Below are 19,091 nucleotides of genomic sequence, written 5' to 3'. Positions count from 1 at the left end.
GGGACGACGGTGAGTTTGTAGCGCGCCTCAGTCCTTGTCGCTCTCGAGCCGGAAGATCTGCGCGCCTTCGCCGCTCGAGATCAATCCGGTCTTGTTGTAGAGGCCGAGCTTGGCGCGGGTGTCGGAGATGTCGAGGTTGCGCATCGTCAGCTGGCCGATGCGGTCGGCCGGCGTGAAGGCGGCGTCCTCGACCTTCTCCATGCTGAGCCGCTCCGGCGCATAGGTCAGGTTCGGGCTCTCGGTGTTGAGGATGGAGTAATCGTTGCCGCGGCGCAGCTCGAGCGTCACCTCGCCGGTGACGGCGCGCGCCACCCAGCGCTGCGCGGTCTCGCGCAGCATCAACGCCTGCGAATCGAACCAGCGGCCCTGGTACAGCAGCCGGCCGAGCCGCATGCCGCTGATCCGGTACTGCTCGATCGTGTCCTCGTTGTGGATGCCGGTGACCAGCCGCTCATAGACGATGTGCAGCAGCGCCATGCCGGGCGCCTCGTAGATGCCGCGGCTCTTGGCCTCGATGATGCGGTTCTCGATCTGGTCGCTCATGCCGAGGCCGTGGCGGCCGCCGATCGCATTGGCCTCCAGGAACAGCGCGACCGGATCGGCAAACGTCTTGCCGTTCAGCGCGACCGGCTGGCCTTCCTCGAACCGCACCACGACCGTCTCGGCCTTGACGTCGCAATCGGCGCGCCAGAACGGCACGCCCATGATCGGATTGACGATGGCGATGCCGCTCGCAAGGCGTTCGAGATCCTTCGCCTCATGGGTCGCGCCGAGCAGGTTGCTGTCGGTCGAATAGGCCTTCTCCGCGCTCATCTTGTAGGCGAAGCCCTGCGCGGCCATGAACGCCGACATCTCGGCGCGGCCGCCGAGCTCGTCGATGAACTGCTGGTCCAGCCAGGGCTTGTAGATGCGCAGGCTCGGATTGGTCAGCAGGCCGTAGCGGTAGAAGCGCTCGATGTCGTTGCCCTTGTAGGTCGAGCCGTCGCCCCAGATGTTGACGCCGTCCTCCTGCATCGCCGCAACCAGCATCGTGCCGGTCACCGCGCGGCCAAGCGGGGTGGTGTTGAAATAGGTGATGCCGCCGGTCGAGATGTGGAACGCGCCGGACTGGATCGCGGCGATGCCCTCATGGACAAGCTGGGTGCGGCAATCGACCAGGCGGGCCTTCTCGGCGCCGAAATCCATCGCCTTGCGGGGGATCGCATCGTAATCGGCCTCGTCGGGCTGGCCGAGATTGGCGGTGTAGGCGAAAACCTTGGCACCCTTCAGCTTCATCCAGAGCAGCGCCGCCGAGGTGTCGAGCCCGCCCGAGAACGCGATGCCGACTTTTTCGCCAGTGGGCAGGCTTTTCAGAATCGTACTCATGGAACGGTCCAATCAGGTCGAAATGGATGAGGTTTCAGGGCTGGCGATATCAAATTTCCGAAGGCGGGGCACGCCTTTAATCGGGCGCCAATCAGGCTTCGGGCTGGCTCGGCTCCGCCCGGCCGCCCCGGCGCCAGCGCTGCATCCACCGGTAGCCCGGCATCGCCAGCCGGGTCAGCGCGGCATCGACCGCTTCGTCGGTCAGCCGGGTCGAAGCCCAGCGGTAGATCAGGGCGTAGAACAGCCAGACGGTGAAGAACGACACCAGGCCGGCGATCGCGACGTCAGTGAAGAAATGGCCGCCGAAGGCCATTCGCAGCCCACTGGTGACGATGCCGAACACGGTCGCCCCTGCAAAGGCCAGCGGCCGCCACGCGGGCGGGGTCAGCGCCGCCGGTGCATAGGTCCAGAACGCGGTGGCGCCCTCGCCGGAGAAGAACGAGCAGTTGCGCGGGCAGCCGCCACGCGGGTTCCACCACGGCATGAATTGCAGGTCGCCGCCGAACTGCGTCACGACCACCGGCCGTGGCCGGCCCCAATAACTTTTGAAGGTGAAGTTGGTCAGCACGCCGGCCGAGAGCAGCATCGTAGTGAGCAGGAACACCGCGGCGCGGCCGGACATCAGCATCGGCCGGTCCGGCCGGATGAATTTCCAGATGATGGTCGCGAGAGCCGGCAGCACCAACGCCCAGGCGATCCACATCGCCGCATCGCGCGCGAACTTTGCCACCGCGTCGAGCTTCATGGGGAAGGTGTTCTGCGCGGCGTCGTAGAACAGCGCCGCCAGCTTCAGATCGAGCTCGGGATAGAGCCCGAACAGGATGCCGATGATGAGCGCCAGCGCCAGCGCGATGAAAAGTCCGGTCCGGTTCATGGCGCGCGGTTTAGCCGAGGCGGTGGGGTATGGGAAGTGACGTCATCCCCGCGCAAAGGCTCCGCCTTTGTCGCTGGAGGTGCAAGCTCTTGCGAGCCTCGAAGGATGCGATCTTGCTGCGGCCCATCCTTCGAGACGCCGCGCTACGCACGGCTCCTCAGGATGACGGCGGTGTTTGCGGCCTCGATTGCGACGGCAACGGCGGGGGCGGCGGCAACAAACGCCGTGGCTCGCGCCAGGCGCCTGCGCTGCGGCCGGCAATCAGCCAGTAGACCAGGCCCGCGACGATGCCGGCGCCGGTCATGATCTCCAGGTGCCGGCGCACGATGCCGTGGAACTGGATCGTATCGGGATCGAACGGAACCAGGCCGAGATAGCAGGCCGCGCCGACGATCGCGCCGCCCACCGCATAGGCCAGCACGCTGCGGATATAGAAGGCCTCGGTGATCAGCACCACGATCAGCGCGGGCAGCAGCGCGAAGCCTGAGATGAAGATGAAGCCGAAGCCGAGCACGATATCGATCGCGCTCTGGTCGATCTGGCCGCCGAAATCGCTGATCTCGGGATACAGCACCGCGACGACCACGATGATCCCTGCCACGAAGCAGGCCATCAGGAAGCCGAACGCGACGACGAACAAGCGGCCGATCAGGGCCATGTCAGGAAGCCTCCGTCATTCCGGGACGGCCCGAAGGATCGGACCCCAGATGCGCAATTGCGTATCGGGGAATCTGGAGATTCCGGGTTCGATGCTGCGCATCGCCCCGGAATGACGGCCGAGAAGTTCACCGCTTGTGGCTCGCGATGAAGAGGCACCCTCAATCCGTCATCGCCATCGCGCGCAGCGCCTGGCGCTCGCGGGCCGAGAGTTTTTCGGTCTCCGATTTGAGCTGGCCGCAGGCGGCGAGGATGTCGCGGCCGCGCGGCGTGCGTACCGGTGAGGAATAGCCGGCATTGAAGATGTATTCGGAGAATTTCTCGATCTGCTCCCAGTCCGAGCATTCATAGGCGGTGCCCGGCCACGGATTGAACGGGATCAGGTTGATCTTGGCGGGAATGCCCTTGAGCAGCTTCACCAGGAGTTTTGCGTCATCGAGCGAATCGTTGACGCCCTTCAGCATCACATATTCGAAGGTGATGCGCCGCGCGTTAGAGGCGCCGGGATAGTCACGGCAGGCTTGCAACAGTTCCTTGATCGGATATTTGCGGTTCAGCGGCACCAGCTCGTTGCGCAATTCGTCGCGCACCGCATGCAAGGAGATCGCGAGCATCACGCCGATCTCCTCACCCGTCCGCTGGATGTTCGGCACCACGCCCGAGGTCGACAGCGTGATGCGGCGGCGGGAAATGCCGATGCCTTCATTGTCGGCGACGATCAACAGCGCATCGCGCACCGCGTCGAAATTGTAGAGCGGCTCGCCCATCCCCATCATCACGATGTTGGTGACGCGGCGGGTGCCGTCCTCACGATCGGCCCAATCGTTGAGCCGATCGCGCGCCACCATCACCTGGCCGACGATCTCGCCGGCGGTGAGGTTGCGCACCAGCCGTTGCGTGCCGGTGTGGCAGAACGCGCAGTTCAGCGTGCAGCCGACCTGCGAGGACACACACAGCGTGCCGCGATCGGTCTCGGGGATATAGACGCACTCGACCTCGTGCGGCCGCTCGACCTTATCGCCGCTCGGCAGCCGCAGCAGCCATTTGCGGGTACCGTCATTGGATATCTGCTCGGCCACCACTTCGGGACGGTCGACGGTAAAATGTTTCTCGAGTTCGGCGCGCATGTCCTTCGAGACGTTGGTCATCTCGGCAAAGTTTTGGGCGCCGCGGAAATACATCCAGTTCCAGAGTTGCTGCGTGCGCATCTTGCGCTGACCTGCCTGCACCCCGATCTCGCCCAGGCGATCCGATATCTCGGCGCGCGACAGCCCGATCAGCGACGGCTTGGCCGGCGGCACATAGGTCTCGAGCGGAACCTTTTCGACCAGCGCGGTGGCCGTGGAATGTCGATCGATCGTTTCTGCGGTCATCGCGTGTCTGTTCTCGCGGAGATGTCCAACCCTCATCCTGAGGAGCGGCGCCTGCGCCGCGTCTCGAAGGATGGGGCCACCGGCCGGGCCTCCATGGTTCGAGACGGCGCTGGCGCGCCTCCTCACCATGAGGGGAACCAGTCCTCAAATAGGCCTTCTGCGACCGATAAACAACGCTGATTCGGACCGGCGCGTTAGCGCCGGCAGTCCTGCCCCAGCCGGTCGAGCGCCTGCGCCAGGCCCTTCAGCGAGAACGTATCGATCGTCTCGGTCCCCTTGGCCGAGACGGCTTTTACCGTCAGATCGGCCGATTTGCGCATGGCTTCCACCATCCGCTCCTCCTCGGCCGCATTCTTGATCCAGAGGCCGTCGCCCTGCGTGTACATCGCGTAGGTCCCGCCGCCGACCTGCAGCGTCGATTCCGAGCCCGGCTTCACGGTGTAGCCGATCATGATCGAGACTTCGTTGACCACCTTCTCCGCCGGGCGGGTGGAGATGAAGGCATAGGCCGGATCGCGCGGCCGGTTCGCCGGATTGGTCTTCGACGACGCCGGCTTGGCCAGCGCAAAGCACACCTTCTTGCCGTTGGGCGCGGCGGTGTAGGCGCCCCAGGTGCCGAACTGGCCGATCAGCGTCGGCTCCGCGCCGCCGGCCGCCGCCGCGGCCGCCGAAGGCGCCGGCTTGGCCGCGTCTTTCGCCGTCTCTTTCTTGGGCGCAGCCTGCGTTGCTGGGAGGGTGATGATCCCGCACAGACCACAAGCCGCCAGTGATGTCAGAATCTGCCGCACAGCCAACTGGTTCCCCCATCATTGTGACTGCAAGATGGCCCGGCGATTCCCCCTCCGCCGGCCGGGATGGATAACCGGGAAACGCATTTTTGGGAAGGCAGTCAGGGTTGGACGCGCGACAGCCAAAAGCCGGACGCGCGTTGTCGCACCTCAGTGCTTGTTCATCCCTTGGCACGCGCCGCGCGCTGGCTCTCCCACTGCGCATCGGTCCATTGCAGCAGGTCCTCGGCACCGGAACTGCGCAAATGCGCGCCGCCGTCCTGCACCACCATCTCGCCATTGATGTAGCCGGCCTGATCGGAGATCAGAAAGGTCGCAAGATTGGCGAGTTCGGAATGCTCGCCGGCGCGACCGAGCGGATTGCGATGCGACCAGGTCTCATTGCGCGCTTCGGGACGCAGTTGCCCGGTCGCACCTGGCGTCGGGAACGCACCCGGCGCGATCGCCACGGTGCGGATGCCCTTCGGGCCCCATTCGACCGCAAGACTCTTGGTCATCGCCAGCACCGCGGTCTTGGCCATCGACGACGGCACGGTGAAGGCGCGGCCGGTGATGGTCGAGGTCGAGAGAATCGAGAGCACCACGCCCTTGTGCTTGCTGTCGATCCAGCGCCGGCCGGCGGCAAGCGTGCAGTACATCGTGCCATGCAGGGTGGGTGCGAGGATCGCGTCCGCCGCGCGGAATGACAAATGTTCGCTCTGCGCAATAAAGGTTGCGGCAGCATTGTTGACGAGAACGTCGATCGGCGCGTCCTGCCAGACCTGATCCATCATTGCTTCGACCGCAGCGCCATCGCGGATATCACAGCGCGCGGTGGAGACCTTGGCGCCGAGATCGCTGCGGTATTTCGCGGCGGTTTCCTCCAGCAGCGCCTCGCGCCGGCCGCAGATGATCAATTCGGCGCCGAGTTCGGCAAAGCGTCGACCCATCGCCGCGCCGAGCCCGGAGCCGCCGCCGGTGATCAGGATGCGCTTTTTCGCTAGCAGGCCTTTTTCAAACATAGTTTGATCCCTCCGCACTGTATTGTCGCTCCGCCGCAAATCCGGCATGAAGCCTTCAATCCTTTTTGCGTCCGAAACTCAGGTGTGTCCATGAAAGCCATCCTCTGCTCGCAATACTGTCAACCCGACGATCTCGTGCTGGCTGACGTGCCCGATCCGGTGGCGGGTCCCGGCGAAGCCGTGATCGCGATCAAGGCGGCGGCGCTGAATTTCTTCGACATCCTGATGATTCAGGGCAAGTACCAGATCAAGCCGCCGTTCCCGTTCTCGCCGGCCGCCGAAGTTGCCGGCGTGATCGAGAGCGTCGGCGCCGGTGTCACTGATCTGAAGGTCGGCGACCGCGTCGTCGCATCATGCGGCCACAACGGCGCGCGCGACAAGATCGCACTGCCTGGGAATTCGATCGTGAAGATTCCCGACAGTCTCGATTACGACCGCGCCGCCGGGATCATCATCATCTACGGCACGGCGCTGCATGCGCTGGAAGATCGCGCCAGCCCGAAGCCGGGCGAAACGCTCGCGGTGCTCGGCGCCGCCGGCGGCACCGGCCTTGCCGCGTGCGAGCTCGGCAAGCTGATGGGCCTCAAGGTGATCGCCTGCGCATCGTCGGACGAGAAGCTCGCATTCGCCAAGCAACATGGCGCCGAGCTGACGCTGAACTACGCCAAGGAAGATCTGAAAGAGGGCCTGCGCAAGCTGACCGACGGCAAGGGCGCCGACATCGTGTTCGATCCGGTCGGCGGCGCCTATGCCGAAGCCGCATTGCGTTCGACCGCATGGGAAGGCCGCTTCCTGGTGATCGGCTTTGCCGCCGGCGACATCCCGAAGATTCCGCTCAACCTCGCACTGCTGAAGGGCTGCGATATCCGCGGCGTGTTCTGGGGCGCGTGGGCGCGGCAGAACCCGGAGAAGAACCGCAAGAACCTCGAGAAGCTCGTGCAGTGGACCGCGGAAGGCAAGATCTCATCGCACGTTGACCGCACTTTCCCGCTGTCGCAGACCGCGGAAGCGTTGAAGGTGCTCGCCGGCCGCAAGGCAATGGGCAAGGTGATCCTGCATCCGGGCAGCTGAGGACGGCGGATAACCGCGCGTCGCACCATCACCGTCACCCTGAGGAGGCCGCAACGCGGCCGTCTCGAAGGGTCGACGGCCACCAGCGGGGCCGTGCATCCTTCGAGACGCGCGTTCCGCGCTCCTCAGGATGACGGATCAAGGGTTTCGTAGCCCGGATGGAGCGCAGCGAAATCCGGGGCTGAACCACCCGCAGCTACAGAAATCCCGGATTGCGCTTCGCTTCATCCGGGCTACGCCTGCGGCGCTACTCCTCCGCAGGCACCCCGCGCTTCAACGCGGCGCGGGCGGCTTCGCGGTGCTCGGGCGTGATGTGGCTTGCCACCATGCGGATTGCGGTTGCAAGAACCGCGGCATCGTCGGTGAAGCCAAGCACCGGCAGCATGTCCGGAATGAAATCGAACGGCAGGATGAAATAGGCGATGGCGCCGAGCAGCGCGGCCTGGACATGGCGCGGCGTCTGCCGGTCGAAGGCGCAGTAATAGGCGGCCAGCAGGTCCTCGGCGAAGGGCAGGCGCGCCACCACTTTCTTGAACTTCATCCAGAAGCGGCGGCGCACGCTTTCGGGGTCCTGCGCCAGCCGGTCGGCAGGCCCAAATCCCGCGCCATAGTCGCTCGATGCCATCGCAAGGGTTCCTCGACGCCGCGATAGTTCAGCGGCGAACGATGCGAATCTGGGGATGTCGGCCATCCGGTGCAAGGTTGCCGATCCGCCGGCCTAATTGACCCCAAGCTGCCGTGCGATCGCGTTCATGGCCTTGGCGAGGTCGATATCGCGCTTGGTCACCCCGCCGACGTCGTGGGTCGTCAGAACGACCTCGACGGTCTTGTAGACATTCTTCCATTCGGGGTGATGGTCGCTCTTCTCGGCAACCAGAGCGGCGCGCGCCATGAAGCCGAAGGCCTCGTTGAAGTCCTTGAACACGAAAGTCTTTGCGATCGCCTCGCGTCCGGCCAGCTCGGTCCAGCCGGCTAGTTCCCAGAGCGCGGCCTTCCTTGCTTCCGCTGACAGCCTTTCGACCATGATAACTCTCCCGTTGGGCCCGACCTTAGCCTAACAACCGGCCTCCGCGCGGGATCCACGCCAAAATTAAGGCCGAAATCGCGTCCTATCGCCGCTGGTAACCATGACGCAGATGTAACATCTGTCCGTTCAGTAATTTGCTACAAATAGAGGATGTATGCACGTTGGTAGTTTTATGAGATTGAGCCCCGACGTTTGTTTGCGAGATCGATGACAGACGGCTCCGCCAGCATATCGCCCAAGCCGCCGCGATCGGCCAAGCGGAGGCTGATGTTCGTTTTGATCGCCGGCGCGCTCGCCATCATCGGCGCGACGGCTGCTGGATATTATTTCGCGGTGCGCCCGGTGACGCTGCGGATCGCGGTCGGCCCTGCGAACAGCGACGACGTCAAGGTCGTGCAGGCGCTGGCGCAGGCCTTCAACAACCAGCAGCACACCCAGGTCAAGCTCCGCCCAGTGCAGACCGACGGCGCCGCCGCCAGCGCGCAGACGCTGGCCGACGGCAAGGCCGATCTCGCCATCATCCGCGGCGATCTCGAAGTGCCGAAGAATGCGCAGGCGGTCGCGACCCTGCGCAAGAATGTCGTGGTGATGTGGGTGCCGCCCGCCAAGGGCAAGGTCCGCAAGTCTGCCAAAATCACCAAGATCGGGCAGCTTTCCGGCCGCAAGATCGGAGTCGTCGGGCGCACCCCGGCCAATGTCAATCTGCTGAAGCTGATCCTGACGCAATATGGCGTCGACCCGATGAAGGTCGAGATCGTGCAATTCCCGGCCAATGAGGCCGCCGAGACGATCAAGAACCTGAAGGCCGACGCCTATCTCGCGGTCGGCCCGGCCAACAGCAAGATCACGATCGATGCGATCACGGCGTCGGTCAAGGACGGCGGCGAGCCCACCTTCCTCGCGATCGATGCGTCGGAAGCGATCGCGCAAAACCATCCGGCCTACGAGGCCGCGGAAATTCCCGCCGGCTCGCTCGGCTCGGCCGACCGGCCGGACGACGAGGTGAAGACGATCAGCTTCTCCCATCACATCGTCGCACGAAAGGGCCTGTCGGACTCGACGGTTGCGGCCTTCACCCGGCAATTGTTCGCGATCCGGCAATCGCTCAAGAACGACTTCCCGCTCGCCGCCAAGATCGAAACCCCCGACACCGACAAGGACGCCACCATCCCGGTGCATCCGGGTGCGGCCGCCTTCGTCGACGGCGAGGAGAAGACCTTCCTCGATCGCTACAGCGATTACATCTGGTGGAGCCTGATGGCCTTCTCGGCGATGGGCTCGGCCGGCGCGTGGTTCGCCGGCTATCTCAAGCAGGACGAGCGCAACACCAACACCTCGCAGCGCGAACGGCTGCTGGAGATGCTGAAGGCTGCGCGGCAGAGCGATTCGACCGAAGAACTCGACCAGATGCAGGCCGAAGCCGACGACATCCTGCGCCACACGCTCGACTGCTTCGAGCACGGCGCCATCGAGGAAGGCACGCTGACCGCGTTCAACATCGCGCTCGAGCAGTTCCACAACGCCGTCGCCGACCGCAAGGCGCTGCTGCTGAGCATGCCGCAGAATTTGCAGCGCACGGCGACGCAGTTCAGGGCGGCGGGCACGGCGTAGAAGCGCCGCCACTCTCTATCCGCCAAAACACGTGATGGAGTCACCGGCGGTTGGGTTCCCTCCCCCCTTGCGGGGGAGGGTTAGGGAGAGGGGTGCCGCACGACGCGCTCTCTCAAATGCAGTTCGACGACAGATGATCTAGTTGCGAAGGCGCGGCTCACCACAGATGTCTCGCTCGGGGCTTACCCCTCTCCCCACCCTCCCCCGCAAGGGGGGAGGGAGCCTGACATGCGTGCTCCCCTTACGACTACGCTGTCTCTACGCTCTGCTCGCTTCACCCCCTGTAATCTCTCCGTCATGGAATTTTTCTAGGTCTTGGCACGCCCGCGGCGCAGTGTCACTGTGACATTAAGGAGGCCCCATGACGAGCCGGTTTTCGCGAAATCTCACGCGCCGACGCTTTCTCTCGACGGCGGCTGCGGCCGGCGCCGGCGTGATCGCGATGCCCTATCTGTCGCGCGCGGCCGATCGCCCCGTGATCACCCATGGCGTGCAGTCGGGCGATGTCGGCGTCGACGGCGGCGTGGTGTGGGCGCGTGCGGACCGGCCGTCGCAGATGATGGTCGAGGTCGCGACCACCGAATCGTTCAAGGACGCTCGCGCGCTGCCGCCGATCACGGCGCTGCCGGAGAGCGACTTCACCGCAAAAATGCTGCTGGAGAACCTGCCCTCCGGCCAGGACATCTTCTACCGCGTCCGCTTCCGCGACCTCGCCCATATCGACGTGGTCGGCGAGCCCGTGGTCGGCCGCTTCCGCACCGCGCCGAGCGACCGCCGCGACGTCTCCTTCGTGTGGGGCGGCGACGTTGCCGGCCAGGGCTGGGGCATCAATCCCGACGACGGCGGCATGATCACCTTCGCCGCGATGAAGAAGCACAATCCGGATTTTCTGCTGCATTCCGGCGACACCATCTATGCCGACGGCGTGATCCCGTCCGAGGTGAAGCTTCCCGACGGCAAGATCTGGAAGAACATCACAATCCCGGAGAAGGCCAAGGTCGCCGAGACGCTCGACGAATACCGCGCCGCGCACAAATACAATTTCCTCGACTCCAATTTGCGCGCCTTCAACGCCGAGGTGCCGATCTTCGTGCAGTGGGACGATCACGAGGTGACCAACAACTGGTCGCTGTCGAAGCAGCTGCCGGCGGCCTACAAGGAGCGCGACATCACGGTGCTCGCCGCGCGCGCGGCCAAGGCCTTCCACGAGATGTATCCGATGCGCGAGAGCATCGTCGAGCCGGGCCGTGTCTATCGCACGCTGAGCTACGGCCCGCATCTCGACGTGTTCATGCTCGACGAGCGCAGCTATCGCGGCCCGAACGGTCCGAACCTGCAGGAGCAATACGGTCCCGACGCCTATTTCATCGGGCCGGACCAGATGGCCTGGCTGAAGCGCGCGCTGCTCAACTCGCGCGCCACCTGGAAGGTGATCGCCTCCGACATGCCGCTGTCGCTGATCGTCTACGATGATGCGACCAACAAGAAGGGCTCGGAAGCCTTCGCGCAGGGCGACGGCGCGGCGCGCGGCCGCGAGCTCGAGATCGCCGACATCCTGCGCTTCATCAAGACAGCAGGGATCGTCAACACGGTGTGGCTGACTGCCGACGTGCACTATGCCGCCGCGCACTATTACAACCCGAACAAGGCCCAGTTCCAGGAGTTCGATCCGTTTTGGGAATTCGTCTCCGGTCCGCTGCATGCCGGCACGTTCGGCCCGAACGAGCTCGACAACACGTTTGGTCCCGAGGTGAGGTTCGTCAAGGCGCCGGGCGAAGCCAACCAGAACCTGCCGCCGTCGGCTGGCATGCAGTTTTTCGGTCACGTGAAGATCGACGGCAAGAGCGGCCAGATGACGGTGAGCCTGCGCGACCGCATCGACGCCGAGCTGTGGGCGATCACGCTCGATCCGAAGCCGGTGTAACCGGGTCGCCGCCGCGGCGGAACCGGAGTCCCCCGGTCCTGACGGTCTCGCTCCAGGGCGAGGCAACATGATTGCCGGGGATGGACGTCCTCGGCCTCTTCCGGTACCGATATCGGAGCCGTATGCTGGGGGCCCGGAGGGGCGGAGCATGAGGCGCTGCGACTTCGTTCGCGTGCTCGCTGGCATTGTCGCGAGGCTTCGGCCTCGCCGCTTGATCGTTGTCGCGATCGCAATGTTCGCGCTGCTGCCGATCGAGGCCGGCGATGCCGGCTGGTTGCCTGATCTCTTCAAGACATCATCCAAGCAAGCCAAAGCGCCAAAGCGCGCGAAATCGGTACGGCAGGCGACACGGCCGGGCAAATCGGCAAGAAAATCAGCAAGCCACCGCGCGCCGGCAAAGCCCGGTGCCACACGGCTCGCCGCTCTCGGACCGATCGCCCTGCCGCCTTCGGCGCCCAAGCCGGCCGCCGCCGCATGCGATCCGGCGACATTCCGGATCGTGCTGGATGTCGGACACACCGCCGAATCGGAGGGCGCGATCAGCGCGCGCAATGTCGCCGAGTTCATCTTCAACCGCCGCCTTGCGCGGGTGATCGAGGAGAGGCTGAAGGCCGACGGCTTTGCCGAAACCAGGCTGCTGCTGACCGAAGGCAAGGCGCGACCCAGCCTGTTCAAGCGGGTCGCGAGCGCAAGCAACCTGCACGCCGATCTGCTGCTGTCGATCCACCACGACTCCGTGCCCAACAAGATGCTCGAGGACTGGGAATTCGAAGGCAGGAAAAGCCATTTCAGCGATCGCTTCAGCGGCTACTCGGTGTTCGTCTCCCGGGAGAATCCGGACTTCAGGACCAGCCTGCGGTTTGCCGAGCTGGTCGCAAAGGAAATGAAGGCTGGCGGGCTGCACTATGCAGAGCAATACAGCCTGCCCGTCATGGGCAGCAACCAGCACCCGCTGCTGAACAAGGACACCGGCGTCTACAGCTATGACGAGCTGATCGTGCTGCGAAAGACCGCAATGCCCGCCGTCCTGCTCGAGGCCGGCTCGATCATCAACCGCGACGAAGAACTCGCAATGGACTCGCCCGAGCGCCGCAACATCATCGCCGGCGGCGTCGCTGCTGCGGTGAAGGAGTTCTGCGATCCGCGCTGGGCGCTGCTCGGTCCGCTCTGACGACCTGCTGATCTCATTGCTGCTTGCCGGCCTTGAGCTCGGCGAATTTGGCAAGCGCCTGTTCGAACTTGGCGTTGAACAGCCACATCGCATTGAGGATCTCGCGGAAGGTTGCGGAGGTTCGGGCCCGGTCGGCCCGGCCGAAAGCGAAGACGCTGTTGTTTCGCAGATATCCCATGATCCGGGGATCGGAGATCCTGTAAGCTGTGAGGTTTCCCGATTTCAGCGCAGCCCTGGTCGGCGTCGGAATGATCTGGATCAGCTCGAACAGCTTCATCTGATCGATCGGATCGGGCAGGGCCTTTGCGATTGCCGGCACCTGCGGGAAAATGTCCGCGTGCGCGTTCATCAGCGCGTCCCGCACCGCGGTCCAGTGATTGAACCTGTGATCGAGATTGCCGGCCCGTGCTTCTTCCTTGTCGTCGCGACGGCCCAGCGCCGGATCGAGCGCCGCGATCGATGCCTTGATCGCGGCCCACTTGTTTCGACCGTTGCGATCCTCGGACGGACCGGTCTGCAGGCTTCCTTTGTAGGTATTCGATCGCGCATTTCCCACATTCTGCTTGCCGTTGGTCTCGGCAAAGAACAGCCCGAGGCTGATACGGCCGGCGGTCGCGGCGTCAGCTGCATCCAGTCCCCTGGCGCGCGCGATCGCGGTCGCCAGATCGACCACGTCCCTGAACGGCGTCTCGGAGTTCTGCGCGCCGGCGGGCGGCGCCTCCATGACGTCGAACAGCTTCCTGTACTCATCGAGCAGCGGCTCATTGTCGGCGTCGAAATAGGCCGGAGGGATTCCGAGTTTGTTCGGCCTTCCGATCCGCGACGGCAGCGCATCGGTGAGATCCTTGTAGGTGCTCATCATCTCGACCCGGGCGAGATAGATCGCCTGGCCGGGCAAATTCGGCAGCGGCTCTTTGGCATCGATCTGCGCGCGGCGCTGGCGCAGGATCGCGACGAAGGCCTTCAGGGCATTGTCGTAGGCCTCGCGCGCGGCGGATTGCGCGCTTGTCAATGCGGCCGGCTCGGCGATGGCTTGAGACACCAAGCCACGGACGACGGCCGAGCCGAGCGGCAGCGCGACGAGCAGTCCGAGAAAGAGCGCTGTTACGGGCGCAGCGGCAGACGTCCTGATCGCCATGACAGCCTCCCAATGCCTGTGCGTCGCCGAATGAACCGCGCAAGCGGTTCGGACGACCATATCAGGCCCGGCCGCTTCCGGACCGGGCCTGATTGATGAGTAGCCGATTTGAGACGCCGGACGCCACTGATTGCCGCTCTTCTTCTACTCGCGCCGTCGCTGGCGTCGGCGCAGCCTGCGCAAGATGTACAGGCGACGAAGATCAGGGATGCCTTCAATTCCGCCTATGGCCAGGCGTTGAGCGCCGAACTCGGCAAATCGCTGCGCGATAATGCCGACCCGGCCTGCGTTGCAAGCAAGGGCATCGAGACCGGCCAGCTCGAGGCGCGTGGCCGCGACATCATGATCAAATGGGGTGCGCGGCTAATCGATGGCACCGACGCACTCATCGACCAGAAGGTCTATGCCGATAAATTCCCGGCGGCCGCCGAGCTCGACAGGTTGCAAGCGAATACGGACGTCAAGAAATACCTCGCGCTCGCCGCACCGATGCAGCAGGCGAAAGTCCTCGATACGGTTTTCGAGCAGTTCGATCGCTATGCGAAGGTGGGCCGGATCAAGCTCTCGGCGGTCTCGCCACTCGCGACCGGGAATGATGAATTGCTGCGCAAGAATCCGGCCGAGGCCACAGAAGACGCGCTGGAGGCGTTTTCGAAACGCAACAAGTCGAAGGCACTGAAACGCTTTCTCGATTTGTCCGAGCAGGCCGCCGCGGCGCGGTCGGCCTCGATCGCGAAGGACAGAGTGCCGCCGGGCGCACCGCTCTCCTTCCTGAAGGGACTGGAGGTCGATCTGGCCGAGCTCTGCATTGGTTCGGGGCGCTAGGGGCTTACGCCTCCTTGCGCCGGAGCGCGGCCTCCAGCGTCTCGCTCGAACACGGCTTGGTCAGCCGCGGCTTATCGGCAAGCGACACCGGTAGCCTGGCGTCGGCACCATAGCCCGTGATGAACGTGAACGGCACCTGCAACGCGTCGAGCCGTTCGGCGATCGCGAATGTGTTTTCGCCCCTGACGAGGCCGACGTCGAGCAGCGCAAAATCCGGAGGCCGTTCGGTGATCAGCTCGTGTGCACGGGCGACGTTCGCAGCCGTGCGCACCGTCCGAACACCGAAGCCCAGGATGGTGTCCTCGAAATAGAGCGCGATGATCGGATCGTCCTCGACGACCAGAACGTCGCCGGGCATGCCGGCATTGGGAGCGCAGTCCATGGCTCGGTGTCCATTTTCTTCATGATGGATGAGAGGCCGGATCGATCCGGCCGGATGGCCTGCGACCGGCGCCCGAAGGCGCGCCGGCTGTTCCCAATATGAAACCCATCACATCGCGCGCGGTCGCGTCTGTTCACTAGTGAACATAAATACGGGAACTTTTTCAGTATGGTCCGCGTTGGGTGGCAGGATTTTCCAATGATTACAAAACCGACTGATTTGGCCGGAACGAACGACCGGCCGTTCAATAATCTTTTGCGCCGGCTCAATGCCGTCGACTACGAGCTGATCGCGCCGCATCTTGCGCTGGTCGAGGCTGACGCCGGCGACCTGCTCTACAATCCCGGCGACGACGTCCAGACCGTGCATTTCCCCTGCGGACCGAGCCTTGCGTCCTACATGGTGCCGAACGAAGACGGGCGCGATGTCGAGACCATCCTGGTCGGCCGCGAGGGCGCAGTCGGCGGCATCGTCAGCCAGGGATTCCTGCCGGCCTATACCCGCATCACCGTCAAGTTCGGCGGGCCCTTCGTGCGGCTGCCGATCAGCAAGCTCGACGCGGCCAAGCTGAAATCGAACTCGGTGCGCAACATCTTCGCGCGCTATGCCGACTGCATGCTGGCGCAGATCTTCCAGTCGACCGCCTGCAACGCGATCCACTCGATCGAGCAGCGCGCCGCGAAATGGATCATCTCGGCGATCGAGCGCACCAACGGCGATGGCGTGGTGCCGCTCACCCATGAGCAGCTCTCGACCCTGCTCGGCGTCGGCCGCAGCTACACCAGCCGGGTGATCCAGAACTTCAAGGCGGAGGGCGTGCTCGACACCCGCCGCGGCGCGATCGTGATCCGCGATCCGGACAAGCTCCGGCTGCGCTCCTGCCAGTGCAACGAGGCGGTGAAGAATCACTTCGAGGAAGTGCTGCGCGGGGTCTATCCGAGCGAGGACAACCCGGCGAACTGACTCCGCGCTTTACCTCTCCCGCTCTTTGCGGGGAGAGGTCGGATCGCTCTGGCGATCCGGGTGAGGGGCGAGGCACATTGCTCAACAAGCTGCGAGGTGCTCGCCGGATGGATGCCCCTCACCCCAACCCTCTCCCGTAAGAACGGGGAGAGGGAGCATAGCTATCGCAGGCCGCGAAAATCACGCTACACTCGCCTGATGAGCGGGGCTGAACTTCACGCCGTCTTCGACGTCGCAGCATGGTGCGCGGCGGCAGCCGCGATGTGGTGGCTGTCGCGGGTGCGCGGGCTGCAATTCCCGCGTCAATCCTTCGAGCTGACCTACATCGCCGCGCTGGTGTTCGGTGCCGGGATCGGCGCCTACATGTTCGGCACGCTGAACCTGTGGTTCTCCGGCATGCCAGGCATCGCCCGCTCGGTCGAGGGCGCGCTGGCCGGCGGCATTGTCGCGATCGAGCTCTACAAATGGCTGCACGGCATAACGCTGCGCACCGGGGCGCGCTTCGCGCTGCCGCTTGCGGTCGGCGTCGCGATCGGCCGGCTCGGCTGCTATTGCGCGGGGCTGGAGGATTTCACCTATGGCACGCCGACCACGCTGCCCTGGGGCCAGGATTTCGGCGACGGCATCCTGCGCCACCCGGTGCAGCTCTATGAAAGCCTGGCGATGGCCGCGTTTGCGGCCTTCTATGTCTGGGCCGTGTTGAACCGCAACGCCGCTGTCATCACCAATGGATTCTACCTCGTGCTGTTCTACTACGGCCTGCAGCGCTTCCTGTGGGAGTTCATCAAGCCCTATGGTGCGCTGATCGGCCCGTTCTCGCTGTTTCACCTGCTGTCGCTGTTTGTCATGGTCTATGCCGCCGTCATGCTGGCGACGGCGCCAAATGTGAGTGTGAAGCATGAACGCGCCGCTGCGTAAGTCCCGCCCCTACATCTTCTGGGGCCAGACCCAGTCGCTCTGCGAAACCTGCCTGACCCTCGTGCCGACCAAGATCCAGATATCAGGCAACGAGGTCTGGTATGAGAAGCGCTGCAAGCAGCACGGCGTGCAGTCGACGCTGGTCTCGACCGATTCGGCGTATTGGCGGCTGTGCAAGGATTTCATCAAGCCCGGCGACCGGCCGCTCGCCTTCCAGCGCCACACCGAATTCGGCTGCCCCTATGATTGCGGGCTGTGCCCGGACCACGAGCAGCATTCCTGCCTGGCGCTGATCGAGATCACCGAGCACTGCAACCTGACCTGCCCGGTGTGCTTTGCGGATTCCTCGCCGGCACGCTCAAGCTTCACGTCGCTGGCCAAGATCGAGAGGATGCTGGACGCGCTGGTGGCGAGCGAGGGCGAGCCCGATCTGGTGCAGATATCCGGCGGCGAGCCGACGCTGCATCCGGACTTCTTCGCGATCCTGGATGCGGTGCGCGCCCGTCCGATCCGCCATGTCATGATCAACACCAACGGCCTCAGGATCGCGCGCGAGCCCGATTTCGTGGCCAAGCTCGCTGAGAACAAGCGCGGGCTGGAAGTCTATCTGCAATTCGATTCGCTGCAGCGCGAGGCGCTGCTCAATCTGCGCGGCGCGGACCTGCGCAAGATCCGCCAGCAGGCGCTGGAGAATCTCGAGCGCGAAGGCATCTCGACCACGCTGGTCGCGACCATCAAGCGAGGAGTCAACGACAGCGAGATCGGCGATATCGTCCGCCATGCGTTGACCTGGAAGTGCGTCCGCGGCGTCACCTTGCAGCCCGTGCAGGACGCCGGCCGCAACGAGGATTTCAACAAGGACACCGACCGCATCATGCTGTCGGAGATCCGAAGACGGGTGATCGAGACCGGGGTTTTCGGCGCCGACGACATGATCCCGCTGCCCTGCAATCCCGAGAGCATCTCGATCGGCTACGGCCTGCGCAACGGCGAGAAAGTGCTGCCGCTGACCTCGCTGATCCCGCAGGAGCAGCTCATCGCCGTGATGCCGAACACGATCAGCCCGGAAAAATATCCGGTGCTGCGGGAAAAGTTCGTCGATTTGTTCTCGTTGTCGTCGGGGCCGCTGAACACGAGCGAGCGCGTTTGCGAGCTGCTGTGCTGCCTGCCGAGCTTCGAGGTGCCGGAGGGCCTCACCTACGCGAACGTATTCCGCGTCACCATCGTGCAATTCCTCGATCGCTTCAATTTCTGCGTCGGCAACGTCAAGCGAAGCTGCATCCACTTCGTCACCGAGAGCGGCGCGATCATCCCGTTCGACACCTACAATCTGTTCTACCGTGACGGAAAGATCGACAGCATCCGCGCGAGCCTAGCCGGGCAGACCTATCGCGAGGCGCGGCAAAGCGAGCACGTGCCGCGATGAGCGAGACCAATCCACCGCCGCTCCCGCCTGCGCCGCCGGAGCCGCCCTATCAATACGTCCCGCCGCCGCCGGCGCCACGCAGCGGCTGCGCGACCGCCTTCATGGCGCTGTTCGGGGTGTTCCTGCTGCTGCCAGGGCTCTGCGCGCTGTTGTTCGGGTTTGGCGTCCTCAGCGAGTCGAAAACCGACCCCTCCATTCTGTTCCTGATCCTGCTCGGGCTCGCGGTCTGCTTTGCCGGCGTGATGCTGATCCGCGCCGCGATCAAGGGAAGTTCATGAGCAACTCCGGCGCACCCTCGCCGCCCGAGCCGCCGCGGCAGGGGCCGCGGATGCCGCCCGGCTGCGCGATCTTCATGCTGATCGTGGGGGTGCTGCTGCTGGTCCCGGGCGCCCTCTGCGTGGTCCTCAATGTCACGCTGGGCGGGTCCGGCGACCCGCTCACCGGGGTCTCGGTGCTGGTGACGCTTGTCGGGCTCGGGCTGATCGTGTTCGCGCGGGCGCAGAAACGCGGCTGAATCACCCCCGAAAAGCCCCCCAAAGCCGGCTTCCGGAACCAAAATCAACCATCCAAACCGCCA

Annotated in this window: 20 protein-coding genes; 10 read left to right on the top strand and 10 right to left on the bottom strand. The window is 64.5% G+C overall.

The genetic code is table 11. The features are described from left to right. Positions 1-27 precede the first annotated feature (27 nt). The 6 genes from argG to ACVIW0_RS00260 all read right to left on the bottom strand — a co-directional run bounded on the left by argG (position 28) and on the right by ACVIW0_RS00260 (position 6,058). Positions 28-1,365, bottom strand: coding sequence for an argininosuccinate synthase (argG, locus tag ACVIW0_RS00285; RefSeq protein ID WP_461350491.1), 1,338 nt, complete (start codon positions 1,363-1,365; stop codon positions 28-30). Positions 1,366-1,456: 91 nt separating this feature from the next. Further along, positions 1,457-2,239: a phosphatase PAP2 family protein gene (locus ACVIW0_RS00280; protein ID WP_461350490.1), complete on the bottom strand. Its 783-nt coding sequence runs from the start codon at positions 2,237-2,239 to the stop codon at positions 1,457-1,459. A gap of 157 nt (positions 2,240-2,396) precedes the next feature. Beyond that, complete coding sequence (locus ACVIW0_RS00275) at positions 2,397-2,897, bottom strand: hypothetical protein (RefSeq protein WP_461350489.1); 501 nt, start codon at positions 2,895-2,897, stop codon at positions 2,397-2,399. 160 nt (positions 2,898-3,057) lie between these two features. Further along, positions 3,058-4,269 carry a dual-specificity RNA methyltransferase RlmN gene (gene rlmN / locus ACVIW0_RS00270; protein WP_461350488.1) on the bottom strand — a complete coding sequence of 404 codons (1,212 nt, stop codon included), beginning with the start codon at positions 4,267-4,269 and terminating at the stop codon, positions 3,058-3,060. Positions 4,270-4,463: 194 nt separating this feature from the next. Beyond that, complete coding sequence (locus ACVIW0_RS00265; RefSeq protein WP_461350487.1) at positions 4,464-5,063, bottom strand: invasion associated locus B family protein; 600 nt, start codon at positions 5,061-5,063, stop codon at positions 4,464-4,466. A 155-nt stretch (positions 5,064-5,218) separates the two neighbouring features. Further along, on the bottom strand, positions 5,219-6,058 hold the full coding sequence (locus ACVIW0_RS00260; protein WP_461350486.1) for an SDR family oxidoreductase: 840 nt from the start codon (positions 6,056-6,058) through the stop codon (positions 5,219-5,221). 90 nt (positions 6,059-6,148) lie between these two features. Here ACVIW0_RS00260 and ACVIW0_RS00255 point away from each other — a divergent pair, with 90 nt between their 5' ends. Then, complete coding sequence (locus ACVIW0_RS00255) at positions 6,149-7,129, top strand: NADPH:quinone oxidoreductase family protein (protein WP_461350485.1); 981 nt, start codon at positions 6,149-6,151, stop codon at positions 7,127-7,129. Between the two features lie 247 nt (positions 7,130-7,376). On the opposite strand, the gene ACVIW0_RS00250 is transcribed toward ACVIW0_RS00255, so the two are convergent. Then, the gene (locus ACVIW0_RS00250; RefSeq protein ID WP_461350484.1) at positions 7,377-7,754 is read right to left on the bottom strand and encodes a YkvA family protein; all 378 of its coding nucleotides are present in this window, start codon (positions 7,752-7,754) and stop codon (positions 7,377-7,379) included. A 93-nt stretch (positions 7,755-7,847) separates the two neighbouring features. Beyond that, positions 7,848-8,153, bottom strand: coding sequence for a 4a-hydroxytetrahydrobiopterin dehydratase (locus tag ACVIW0_RS00245; protein ID WP_461350483.1), 306 nt, complete (start codon positions 8,151-8,153; stop codon positions 7,848-7,850). A gap of 270 nt (positions 8,154-8,423) precedes the next feature. Between ACVIW0_RS00245 and ACVIW0_RS00240 the strand changes: the two genes are divergently transcribed. The 3 genes from ACVIW0_RS00240 to ACVIW0_RS00230 all read left to right on the top strand — a co-directional run bounded on the left by ACVIW0_RS00240 (position 8,424) and on the right by ACVIW0_RS00230 (position 12,862). After that, positions 8,424-9,767, top strand: coding sequence for a TAXI family TRAP transporter solute-binding subunit (locus tag ACVIW0_RS00240; protein WP_461350482.1), 1,344 nt, complete (start codon positions 8,424-8,426; stop codon positions 9,765-9,767). A 361-nt stretch (positions 9,768-10,128) separates the two neighbouring features. Continuing rightward, a complete protein-coding gene (locus ACVIW0_RS00235; RefSeq protein ID WP_461350481.1) occupies positions 10,129-11,691 on the top strand; it encodes an alkaline phosphatase D family protein in 1,563 nt (520 codons plus the stop codon). 211 nt (positions 11,692-11,902) lie between these two features. Continuing rightward, the gene (locus tag ACVIW0_RS00230) at positions 11,903-12,862 is read left to right on the top strand and encodes an N-acetylmuramoyl-L-alanine amidase (protein WP_461350480.1); all 960 of its coding nucleotides are present in this window, start codon (positions 11,903-11,905) and stop codon (positions 12,860-12,862) included. 13 nt (positions 12,863-12,875) lie between these two features. Here the strand turns inward: ACVIW0_RS00230 and ACVIW0_RS00225 are convergent, their stop codons facing one another. Then, on the bottom strand, positions 12,876-14,000 hold the full coding sequence (locus tag ACVIW0_RS00225) for a hypothetical protein (RefSeq protein WP_461350479.1): 1,125 nt from the start codon (positions 13,998-14,000) through the stop codon (positions 12,876-12,878). Positions 14,001-14,108: 108 nt separating this feature from the next. On the opposite strand from ACVIW0_RS00225, the gene ACVIW0_RS00220 reads away from it, so the two are divergent. Further along, positions 14,109-14,825, top strand: a complete 717-nt coding sequence (locus ACVIW0_RS00220) for a hypothetical protein (protein ID WP_461350478.1) — start codon at positions 14,109-14,111, stop codon at positions 14,823-14,825. 4 nt (positions 14,826-14,829) lie between these two features. Here ACVIW0_RS00220 and ACVIW0_RS00215 read toward each other — a convergent pair whose 3' ends face one another. Then, positions 14,830-15,207, bottom strand: coding sequence for a response regulator (locus tag ACVIW0_RS00215; protein WP_461350477.1), 378 nt, complete (start codon positions 15,205-15,207; stop codon positions 14,830-14,832). 198 nt (positions 15,208-15,405) lie between these two features. Between ACVIW0_RS00215 and ACVIW0_RS00210 the strand changes: the two genes are divergently transcribed. The 5 genes from ACVIW0_RS00210 to ACVIW0_RS00190 all read left to right on the top strand — a co-directional run bounded on the left by ACVIW0_RS00210 (position 15,406) and on the right by ACVIW0_RS00190 (position 19,028). Then, entirely contained in the window at positions 15,406-16,170 is a 765-nt protein-coding gene (locus ACVIW0_RS00210) for a Crp/Fnr family transcriptional regulator (RefSeq protein ID WP_461350476.1), read from the top strand. Positions 16,171-16,368: 198 nt separating this feature from the next. After that, positions 16,369-17,088 (top strand): prolipoprotein diacylglyceryl transferase, encoded by a 720-nt coding sequence (locus tag ACVIW0_RS00205; RefSeq protein ID WP_461350475.1) that lies wholly within the window; start codon positions 16,369-16,371, stop codon positions 17,086-17,088. Further along, complete coding sequence (locus ACVIW0_RS00200) at positions 17,069-18,514, top strand: radical SAM protein (RefSeq protein ID WP_461350474.1); 1,446 nt, start codon at positions 17,069-17,071, stop codon at positions 18,512-18,514. The genes ACVIW0_RS00205 and ACVIW0_RS00200 overlap by 20 nt, the downstream gene beginning before the upstream one ends. Then, positions 18,511-18,792, top strand: coding sequence for a hypothetical protein (locus ACVIW0_RS00195; RefSeq protein ID WP_461350473.1), 282 nt, complete (start codon positions 18,511-18,513; stop codon positions 18,790-18,792). The genes ACVIW0_RS00200 and ACVIW0_RS00195 overlap by 4 nt, the downstream gene beginning before the upstream one ends. After that, a complete protein-coding gene (locus tag ACVIW0_RS00190; protein ID WP_461350472.1) occupies positions 18,789-19,028 on the top strand; it encodes a hypothetical protein in 240 nt (79 codons plus the stop codon). The genes ACVIW0_RS00195 and ACVIW0_RS00190 overlap by 4 nt, the downstream gene beginning before the upstream one ends. Positions 19,029-19,091: the final 63 nt, after the last annotated feature.

The organism is Bradyrhizobium sp. USDA 4454 (assembly GCF_054822705.1).
This window is presented reverse-complemented; position numbering and strand designations above follow the sequence as displayed.

Bases quoted from the DNA above. Each gene is read 5' to 3' on its own strand.
- ACVIW0_RS00210 (WP_461350476.1), top strand. From the start codon at position 15,406: ATGATTACAAAACCGACTGATTTGGCCGGAACGAACGACCGGCCGTTC.
- ACVIW0_RS00215 (WP_461350477.1), bottom strand. From the start codon at position 15,207: ATGGACTGCGCTCCCAATGCCGGCATGCCCGGCGACGTTCTGGTCGTC.
- ACVIW0_RS00255 (WP_461350485.1), top strand. From the start codon at position 6,149: ATGAAAGCCATCCTCTGCTCGCAATACTGTCAACCCGACGATCTCGTG.
- ACVIW0_RS00250 (WP_461350484.1), bottom strand. From the start codon at position 7,754: ATGGCATCGAGCGACTATGGCGCGGGATTTGGGCCTGCCGACCGGCTG.
- ACVIW0_RS00260 (WP_461350486.1), bottom strand. From the start codon at position 6,058: ATGTTTGAAAAAGGCCTGCTAGCGAAAAAGCGCATCCTGATCACCGGC.
- ACVIW0_RS00225 (WP_461350479.1), bottom strand. From the start codon at position 14,000: ATGGCGATCAGGACGTCTGCCGCTGCGCCCGTAACAGCGCTCTTTCTC.
- ACVIW0_RS00200 (WP_461350474.1), top strand. From the start codon at position 17,069: ATGAACGCGCCGCTGCGTAAGTCCCGCCCCTACATCTTCTGGGGCCAG.
- ACVIW0_RS00195 (WP_461350473.1), top strand. From the start codon at position 18,511: ATGAGCGAGACCAATCCACCGCCGCTCCCGCCTGCGCCGCCGGAGCCG.
- rlmN (WP_461350488.1), bottom strand. From the start codon at position 4,269: ATGACCGCAGAAACGATCGATCGACATTCCACGGCCACCGCGCTGGTC.
- ACVIW0_RS00245 (WP_461350483.1), bottom strand. From the start codon at position 8,153: ATGGTCGAAAGGCTGTCAGCGGAAGCAAGGAAGGCCGCGCTCTGGGAA.
- ACVIW0_RS00235 (WP_461350481.1), top strand. From the start codon at position 10,129: ATGACGAGCCGGTTTTCGCGAAATCTCACGCGCCGACGCTTTCTCTCG.
- ACVIW0_RS00280 (WP_461350490.1), bottom strand. From the start codon at position 2,239: ATGAACCGGACCGGACTTTTCATCGCGCTGGCGCTGGCGCTCATCATC.
- ACVIW0_RS00190 (WP_461350472.1), top strand. From the start codon at position 18,789: ATGAGCAACTCCGGCGCACCCTCGCCGCCCGAGCCGCCGCGGCAGGGG.
- ACVIW0_RS00205 (WP_461350475.1), top strand. From the start codon at position 16,369: ATGAGCGGGGCTGAACTTCACGCCGTCTTCGACGTCGCAGCATGGTGC.
- ACVIW0_RS00240 (WP_461350482.1), top strand. From the start codon at position 8,424: ATGTTCGTTTTGATCGCCGGCGCGCTCGCCATCATCGGCGCGACGGCT.
- ACVIW0_RS00275 (WP_461350489.1), bottom strand. From the start codon at position 2,897: ATGGCCCTGATCGGCCGCTTGTTCGTCGTCGCGTTCGGCTTCCTGATG.
- argG (WP_461350491.1), bottom strand. From the start codon at position 1,365: ATGAGTACGATTCTGAAAAGCCTGCCCACTGGCGAAAAAGTCGGCATC.